This window comes from Pseudonocardia asaccharolytica DSM 44247 = NBRC 16224 (assembly GCF_000423625.1).
Classification (GTDB): Bacteria; Actinomycetota; Actinomycetes; order Mycobacteriales; family Pseudonocardiaceae; genus Pseudonocardia; species Pseudonocardia asaccharolytica.
Genome location: NZ_AUII01000054.1, coordinates 1 through 7,819, shown reverse-complemented (window position 1 = coordinate 7,819; position 7,819 = coordinate 1). Strand labels below are relative to the sequence as shown.

The window sequence follows — 7,819 nt, the reverse complement described above, 5'->3', positions numbered from 1 at the left end:
ACTGACAGCGGTGTGCTGGTTGGTTGGCGGGGGTACCCAGGGCGACGTGCGGGCGTACTCGATGGATCTGCGTGAGCGGGTGGTGGCCGGGGTCGATGCGGGGATGACCCAGCCGCAGGCGGCTGCCCGGTTCGGCGTGTCGGTGAGGACCGTGCAGCGGTATCTGGCCCGTCGGCGGGCCACCGGCGGCCTGGCCGCGACCGGGCAGCGGCACGGGCCGGAGCCGAGGAAGAAGCGGCGGCTGCACGCCTGGCTGCCGGCCCGCCTCGACGCCGCCGCCGACGCCGCCCCGGCCGAGCACGTCGCGGCCTTCGTCGCCGCGGGTGGTGAGCCGGTGTCGCTGGCGTCGATGTCGCGGGCGATCGCCAGCCTGCCGGCCGCCCCCGGCCAGGCGCGGACCCCGACGGGGCGGGCGCGGCGGCCGGGCCGGCCGCTGAAGCAACGACCCTGACCGCCACCGAACGTGACGAGGACGCGCGCGCCGCGTGGCGGGAGCGGATGGCCCCGATCGATCCGGGCCGGCTGGTGTTCGTCGAGGAGTGCGGCACGCACACCGCGATGACCCGCCGCCGGGCCCGCGCGGTGCGCGGAGAACGCGCGCACGGGGCCCTGCCGCGCAACCGTGGCCCGGTGACCACCTTGCTCGCCGGGCTGGCGCTGGCCGGGATGAGCCCGGCGATGACCGTGGAGGGCGGCACCGACACCGCGGTCTTCGCCACCTATCTCGAGTACTTCCTGCTGCCCGGCCTGCGCCCGGGGAGGGTGGTCGTGGTGGACAACGTCGGCGCGCACAACCCCGACCGGATCCGCGCGCTGGTCGAGGCCGCCGGCTGCGAGCTGGTCTTCCTGCCCGCCTACTCGCCGGACCTCTCGCCGATCGAGGAGGCCTTCAGCAAGCTCAAGGCCCTCATCCGGGCGGCCGCCGCGCGCAGCCGGGCGGCCCTGGACGCCGCGATCGCCGCCGCGCTGGACGCGGTCACCCCGGCCGACGCCGCCGGCTGGTTCACCCACGCCGGCTACCCCACCCGTCAAGCTGCCTGAAAACCGCTGTGAGTGTCTACGGGTCGGCGACCGGGAAGATGTCGTCCATCGCCGTGGCCCCGTGCTCCAGAACCGGGCGGAGCTGCTGGCGGTAGACGGCTTCGGTGATCGCGGTGCCGCTGTGACCGACGAGTCGGGAGATGTGCTCCAGCGGCATCCCGAGGCGTCGCCGGGACTTGCGGGTCTTGGTGTCCCCGCCGATGCGCACCGAGCGGACTACCGAGATCGACGGCGGCACCGGGGGAGTGGCGTCCGGGTCGCCGGTCAGGTCGACATCGGCCCACCGCAGCGCACGCAGCTCCTCGGTCCGGACGCCGGTCAGCAGAGACAGGACGATGTACGCGCGCAGCGGGCTCGACTCGGCGGCCTTGAGCCGCGCCGTCGCCTGCTCCAGCGTGAGCGACTTGGACGAGCGTCCCGCGCGTCCGGCCGGGGGACTGCAGATCGACACGACGTTGCGCTTGACCTTGTCCCGGGCCATCGCGTGCCTGACCGCACGGTTGAGCAGCGAGTGCATCAGCCGGACCGTCCGCGTGCTCACCGTGCGTGCCTCTGCCCGTAGCCACCGGTCCACATCGTCGGCGGTGAGGTCCCGTAGCCGCCGAGCGCCGAGCTGGTTGACAATGTGCGTCTCGGCGATCGTGCGGTAGTTCGCGACCGTCGAGGGCGCACGGCCGGAGAGCCCGAACGCAAGCCAGTCGTGCACGGTCTCCCGGACGGTGTAGTTGCCGGGTGCGACGGTCGTGCCGTCCTCGTGGTCGCGCAGGATCTCCCGTAGCTTGGCCTTGACCGCCGTCTTGGTGGTGCCGCTGGCCTTGCGGGTGATCCGCTTGCCCCGGCCGTCGGACCCGAGCGTGGCGGTCGCGATCCAGCGCTGCCGGGACTCGTCCCAGTGCAGGCCGCCCTCTCCGCGGCTCCGTCGGGTGCTCAGGACACCACCCGGAACTCGTCGGACTCGGCGGCCTCGCGTTCCAGTAGGGCCACGTACTCGGCGATCGCGGACGTGGGGATCAGCCGGGTCCGGCCGACGTGGACCGAGCGCAGCCGGCCACTGCGCAACTGCTCGTAGATGACGCTGCGGCTCAGCGAAGAGGAGGGTCTGTCAACTTTTCGGTGTAACTGTCGATCTTTGGGTTATCCGCGTGCGGCGGACAGGCGTCCGTCGCAGGTGATCTCGAAGGCGTTGAGTGAGCTTCCCCCCGGAGCACGGACACCCGACCTGAGGTGGCTGCGGCCACCGGGAAGGATGTCGTCGTGTCGGCTCCCCACCCTCCCGAGTTCCGTCGTCGTGCTGTCGAGTTGGCCCGTGAACGGGCCAAACCGGTGGCTGAGTTGGCGAAGGACCTGCGAATTTCCGAGTCGTGCTTGAGGAACTGGATGGCCCAGGCCGATGTCGACGAGTCCGGCAGTTCGACACAGCTGACGAGCAAGGAGAAGCGCGAGCTTGCCGAGCTGCGTCGGGACAAGCGTCGGCTCGAACTTGAGGTCGAGATCCTCAAGCGTGCCGCCGCGTACTTCGCCCGGGAGAACGTCCTCCCAAACTAGTATTCCCGCTGGTCCGTGAACTCGCCGACGACAACATTGATGTCGCGGGGGCCTGCCGGGTGCTGGGCGTGTCCCGATCGGGCTACTACGACTGGCTCGGTCGCCCCGCTTCCCCGCGTGCCCAGGAGAACGAGTTGCTCCTCAAACAGATCCGGGAAATTCACCCAGACTCTCGCGGCACAAAAGCGTGGCAGACACGCGATGAGCTTGCCCGTGCGGTCTTCGAGTGGATAGAGACATCTCACGAACTCAAGCTGTCAAGCAGCCGGTGCTTCGGCCGCGGGGAGGTGGGGGCGGAAGGCTTCGTCGGGTTGGTAGAGCTCGCCGGTGGTCAGGCAGTGGTGGAGCTTGCCGGGCATGCTGTTGAACATCTTCCGGAGTGCGGTGACGTGGCGGTCCCCGGCGGCGCGGCGAGCGCGGTAGCGCGCCTCCCAGAGCGGGTCGTGGCGGACTGCGGCCAGCGCCCAGACGTAGCCGACCGCGGCCATCCGGTTGTTCTTCGCGCGGCGAGCGTGCACGAATGTCGAGCGACCTGATGCCCGAGTCACCGGGGCAGCGCCTGCGAAGGCCTTCAGGGCTCGGCCGGCGGCGAACCGGGTGTGGTCATCACCGATCTCGGTGAGCAGCCGGGCACCGAGCGCGACACCGAGGCCGGGCACGCTGCTGATGATTCGCCCGTCGGGGTGAGCCAGGAACGCGGCGTCGATCAAGGTCTCAAGCTCGGCGAGGGCGTCACAGATCGCGTCGAGCTGGCGGACCAGGCCGCGTAGTGCCACGCCCATGGCCTGCTCGACTGCCTCGGGCTGGTGCATCTGCTCGTTGTGGAAGTAGTCGTGCAGCCGGGCGGCCTCGGCGTCGATACCTCGCTTGCGGCCGGCCTTGCGCAGCAGAACCGCCAGCCGTCGCTCGGTCAGCGCTGCCGCCTCGCCCGGTGTGGACGCCGCAGCGAGGATGGTGCGGCAACTCGCCGACTCCAGCCGATGTTTCCCGCCGCGCTCGAACGCCGCGACCGCCCCGGGGAAGTAGGCCTTGAGCAGGGCGCGGATCCGGTTGGTGATGGTGATCTTGTCCCAGACCGCGTCCTGCTGAGCGCGGCAGAGCACCTGCAGCACGCGGACCTGTTCGCTGTCATCGGGCAGCGGGCGGTGGGCGTTGCGGTCGGTGCGCAGGATGTTCGCCAGCACCATCGCGCCGAAGGTGTCGGACTTGCCGCGCGAGGAGCGGTAGCGGTCTCGGTAGCGCGACACGGCGAGCGGGTTGATCGCAAACACCGTCCGGCCGGCGGCACGCAGCCCGGCTACCAGCAGCCCTCGGCTGGTCTCGATCGCCACCTCCAGGCGCCGGTCGGCCGGGTCGTGCTCGACGAGGATCTCCAACAGTCGGGCCAGGCCCGCGGCGTCGTTGCCGATGCGCTCGGCGCAGACCACGGCGCCGTGCTCGTCGACGACGGCGACGTCGTGGTGGTCCTGCGCCCAGTCGATCCCACAGCTCACCGCTGCCATGCAGAGTCCTCTCGTCTCGGTCGGCTGCGGGGCACCGGCGCCCTAATGGACAGTGCTCTGGGCACGACATCTCACGAGCCGTCCCGCCCCGCGGATCGGCAGGCGCCCCAGCTCGCATGAAGACTCGAAGTCTGTCGATGACATCGGGCTCGACCCTGACGATCACGAACAGGGTCATCCTCGCCGCGCGGTGTCGCCGCCGAGCGCCGTGCTCCTCTCGATCACCCGGGTCGGGCCCGACGGCTTCTACGGGCATCCGGACCGGCGGCGACACCGCCCGCGAGGGGCGCCGCTCTCGATCACCAGGCTCGAAGGCCGACTGCTGGTACAGGCGTCCGCTCGGTTGCCATTAGTGCTGGTATAATCCGAACCGACGTCATTCCAGCATCGGAATGCACAGCCTCGTCACCTTCGAGACCCTGCATACCAGGCCAGACCAAGATCGCTGACCCCACACCGCAGGTGTCCGCGTTACGGGGGGAAGCTCACGCCGGGATGGCACTCCAAGGGCCCCGCACGTTGGGATTTCAAGATCGTTCCTGGGCCGTCTGGGCCGTCGCTGGGCCGTGAGAACACCCCCAGCAACGAAAAGCGACGCTGACTGACGAGGAGCTATCCTCGCTGGTCAGCGCCGCTCTAGGCGCCTTGATCAGGCGGCCTGCTTCGTCTCCCAGAAGATCTTGTCGATTTCCAGGGCTTGGAGCCAACGCGATGAGTTAGAGCGTCCGGCAGTAGAGGCGACGGCGTGTCGTTGCGGGTAGAGGCACGGACCTGCAAGTGATCATGGGATTGCTGATGTCCTGATGATCGCCTGGAGAGTCCGTGCCTCTGCTGCCAGCATCCCTGACCGAGCCCCTGTGGGTCGAGTTCGCTGCCCTGATCGGGTCCGACCGTCCCGAGTTCGACCCGACCCATCCGTGGGGATGCCACCGCCGCCGGATCCCCGACCGGGTCGTGTTCGACCACGTGCTCGCCGCCCTGGTGCACGGCAGCGGCTACGAACGCGTCGCCACCGCGGGCTGCTCGGACCGCACCATCCGCCGGCGACTCGACCAGTGGGCCGAGGCCGGGATCGGTGAGCAGGTGCTGCGGACCACCCTGGCCGGCTACGACCAGATGATCGGCCTGGACCTCGACGACCTGTCGGTCGACGGATCGATCACCAAGTCCCCGGGCGGGGGGGAGGTGGCTGGACGCAGCCCGGTCGACCGGGGCAAGCAGGGCACGAAACGGTCCGTGGCCTGCGACAACCAGGGCATCCCGCTGCATCTGGTCGCGGCCCGCGCCAACGATCACGACTCGCCGCTGCTGGAGCCGACCCTGGTCGGCATCGTGGACATGATCGGCCCGCTGCCCCAGCACCGCGGCGTGCACGGCGAGGACCTGTTCCCGACCGTGCATCTGGACCGCGGCTACGACTCGGGCAAGACCCGCGACCTGCTGGAGATCTTGGGCTTCGAGGGCGAGATCGCGGTCAAGGGTGTCCCGGCCCCGATCCAGGCCGGACGCCGCTGGCCGGTCGAGCGCACACACTCGTGGCTGAACGGCTACGGCAAACTGCGCCGGTTCACCGACCAGCGCAAGGTCATCGTCGAGTTCTACCTCCACCTCGCCGCCGCCCTGACCGTCATCCGTAGGTTGATCAACCAGGCCCGCAGCCTCCACCGCTGGCCCACCCGGCCGACCACCCGACGGCTCCGCTGACCATCCATCATTTGCCGGGCGCTCTTAGTCGGACGGGTCCGCCGTGGTGACCGTCGATCCTCGTCGGTGCTCGTAGACGATGTGGGTCTGTATCGAGCGGACCGAGGGTACGGAGGTGATTTTCTGCCAAGCGAAGGTGCGGAGCGCCTCGCTGGAGGCCACTGCCACGCGGATCAGCACGTCGGTCTCGCCGGACAGGACGGTGGCGTCGAGCACGCACGGGTCATCTACGACAGCGTCGAGGAACTTCGTGACGACCTCGGCGCTCTGTGGGCGCAGCTGTACCGCGATGAGTGCCTGCATCGGGCGGCCCAGCGCGGCCGGGTCGATGTCGGCGGTGAAGCGGCTGATCACTCCGGCTTCGACGAGTCGGCGGACGCGCTCGTGCGTGGTGGACTCGGCCAGCCCGACACGGGCCGCGAGTTCGCGGTTGGAGATCCGAGAGTTCTCCTGAACCGTCGCCAGAATCGCCCTGTCCGTCGAAGAGATCTGCACGATCACCGAGTCTAGGCGAAGGAGCTTCGTCTGATGGCAGGTGAACTCGGAACTCGGGCTAATATCGGTGACCGCTCCCGAAGCCGTCCGAGATGCGGAGGATCTGAGTGATGCACATGCCGGTGTCGGCGAGTCTCCCTGTCCTGGACATGTCCCTGCTCGACGGCGACGAGGCCTCAGCGGCGGCGTTCCGCAACGCCTTGCGCCACGCGACCCATGAAACAGGGTTCTTCTACCTGACCGGGCACGGTATTCCCGGCGAGGTGGTCGACGGCGCGTTCGCCGCGGCCGAGCGGTTCTTCGCCTTGCCCGAGAAGGACAAGCTCGAAGTCGAGATGCTTAGCAGCCCGCACTTTCGTGGCTATAACCGCACCGGCGGTGAGCTCACCCAAGGCCAGGTCGACTGGCGCGAACAGATCGACATCGCCGCCGAGCGCGACCCCTGGAACGAGCCGGCGGCCCCCGCCTACATGCGCCTGGAAGGACCCAACCTCTGGCCGAGCGCACAGCCCGAGCTGCGGACAGTGTTCCTCGACTGGGAACAGCGGTGCGCGATGATCGCGCGACGACTGATGCGGTCCTGGGCGGTGGCGCTCGGCAGCCCCGCCGATGTCTTCGACGCGGCCTTCGGCGATCGCCCCTCGACGCTGATCAAGCTCATCCGCTACCCCGGCCGCGAGGACCGCGGGCAAGGGGTGGGCGCGCACAAGGACCCCGGCGTGCTGACCCTGCTGATGATTGAACCGGGCAAGGGAGGTCTCCAGATCGAGCGCGACGGCGAGTGGCTCGACGCCCCGGCAGTGCCCGGCGCGTTCGTGGTCAACATCGGCGAGCTGATGGAGTTCGCCACCGACGGCTACCTCAAGGCGACCGTGCACCGCGTGGTTTCCCCGCCGATGGGCGAAACCCGGTTGTCGATCCCGTTCTTCTTCAACCCCGCTCTGGACTCCACCGTGCCCCGGATCGATCTGCCGGCCGAACTCGCCGAACACGCTCGTGGAGTCAGCCAGAACCCCGACAACGTCATCTCCGGTACCTTTGGCGACAATCTGCTCAAGGCCCGTCTCCGCGCACATCCCGACGTCGCCGCCACCCACCACGCCGACCTCGTAAAGAGCACGCCCTAACTCGAGGCCAACGGGTCGACGCCGGACTACAAGCAAGGGCCGAGGCGACTACTCGAGGCCCGGGATGCTCGACTCGGTGCACACGGACGGCTCCTTTAGCCCGGATCCACCGCTGAGCCTCGTGGGCTACGGCGCGCCTGAAAGATCAAATGCCCTCCGAGCAGGAACGATGTCGGTTGCTGAGGCCACCACGTCCGCGCAGGGAAGGCATCTGACGAGTGCGAGCATCTCATGACCTGGCGCGTGTGTCCGTGAGGTTCGACGAACCGAATCTCGTGCCGTCCGCCGGGCTGCTGCCGGCCGCGGTGTTGGCGCAGCGAGTCGGCCTGGCCGGACTCGTGGACCGCCGGTTGACCTTGCAGCGGCACGGCGCGAACAGCGGCACCAAGGCACTGACCGTGATCG

9 protein-coding genes are annotated in these 7,819 nt (G+C 69.2%); 5 read left to right on the top strand and 4 right to left on the bottom strand.

Features of this window, described 5'->3' with window-relative positions; genetic code table 11:
• Nucleotides 1-451 (top strand): helix-turn-helix domain-containing protein (locus G567_RS32550; RefSeq protein ID WP_051232629.1); only part of this gene is annotated, 451 nt, incomplete at its 5' end.
• Nucleotides 448-1,041 carry an IS630 family transposase gene (locus G567_RS0124775; RefSeq protein ID WP_147201388.1) on the top strand — a complete coding sequence of 198 codons (594 nt, stop codon included), beginning with the start codon at nucleotides 448-450 and terminating at the stop codon, nucleotides 1,039-1,041. The genes G567_RS32550 and G567_RS0124775, both read left to right, overlap by 4 nt.
• A gap of 16 nt (nucleotides 1,042-1,057) precedes the next feature.
• Here G567_RS0124775 and G567_RS31335 read toward each other — a convergent pair whose 3' ends face one another.
• Together G567_RS31335 and G567_RS36750 are read right to left on the bottom strand one after the other, a co-directional pair.
• On the bottom strand, nucleotides 1,058-1,747 hold the full coding sequence (locus tag G567_RS31335; protein WP_037058124.1) for a site-specific integrase: 690 nt from the start codon (nucleotides 1,745-1,747) through the stop codon (nucleotides 1,058-1,060).
• 221 nt (nucleotides 1,748-1,968) lie between these two features.
• Nucleotides 1,969-2,100, bottom strand: a complete 132-nt coding sequence (locus G567_RS36750) for a hypothetical protein (RefSeq protein ID WP_261763896.1) — start codon at nucleotides 2,098-2,100, stop codon at nucleotides 1,969-1,971.
• A 165-nt stretch (nucleotides 2,101-2,265) separates the two neighbouring features.
• Between G567_RS36750 and G567_RS0124760 the strand changes: the two genes are divergently transcribed.
• On the top strand, nucleotides 2,266-2,586 hold the full coding sequence (locus G567_RS0124760) for a transposase (RefSeq protein WP_084796434.1): 321 nt from the start codon (nucleotides 2,266-2,268) through the stop codon (nucleotides 2,584-2,586).
• Between the two features lie 257 nt (nucleotides 2,587-2,843).
• On the opposite strand, the gene G567_RS0124755 is transcribed toward G567_RS0124760, so the two are convergent.
• Nucleotides 2,844-4,088 carry an IS110 family RNA-guided transposase gene (locus tag G567_RS0124755; protein ID WP_028932033.1) on the bottom strand — a complete coding sequence of 415 codons (1,245 nt, stop codon included), beginning with the start codon at nucleotides 4,086-4,088 and terminating at the stop codon, nucleotides 2,844-2,846.
• 822 nt (nucleotides 4,089-4,910) lie between these two features.
• On the opposite strand from G567_RS0124755, the gene G567_RS0124750 reads away from it, so the two are divergent.
• Nucleotides 4,911-5,792 carry an IS5 family transposase gene (locus G567_RS0124750; RefSeq protein ID WP_028932032.1) on the top strand — a complete coding sequence of 294 codons (882 nt, stop codon included), beginning with the start codon at nucleotides 4,911-4,913 and terminating at the stop codon, nucleotides 5,790-5,792.
• A gap of 24 nt (nucleotides 5,793-5,816) precedes the next feature.
• Here the strand turns inward: G567_RS0124750 and G567_RS0124745 are convergent, their stop codons facing one another.
• Complete coding sequence (locus tag G567_RS0124745; RefSeq protein WP_147201355.1) at nucleotides 5,817-6,287, bottom strand: Lrp/AsnC family transcriptional regulator; 471 nt, start codon at nucleotides 6,285-6,287, stop codon at nucleotides 5,817-5,819.
• Nucleotides 6,288-6,397: 110 nt separating this feature from the next.
• Between G567_RS0124745 and G567_RS0124740 the strand changes: the two genes are divergently transcribed.
• A complete protein-coding gene (locus tag G567_RS0124740; RefSeq protein WP_147201356.1) occupies nucleotides 6,398-7,414 on the top strand; it encodes a 2-oxoglutarate and iron-dependent oxygenase domain-containing protein in 1,017 nt (338 codons plus the stop codon).
• Nucleotides 7,415-7,819: the final 405 nt, after the last annotated feature.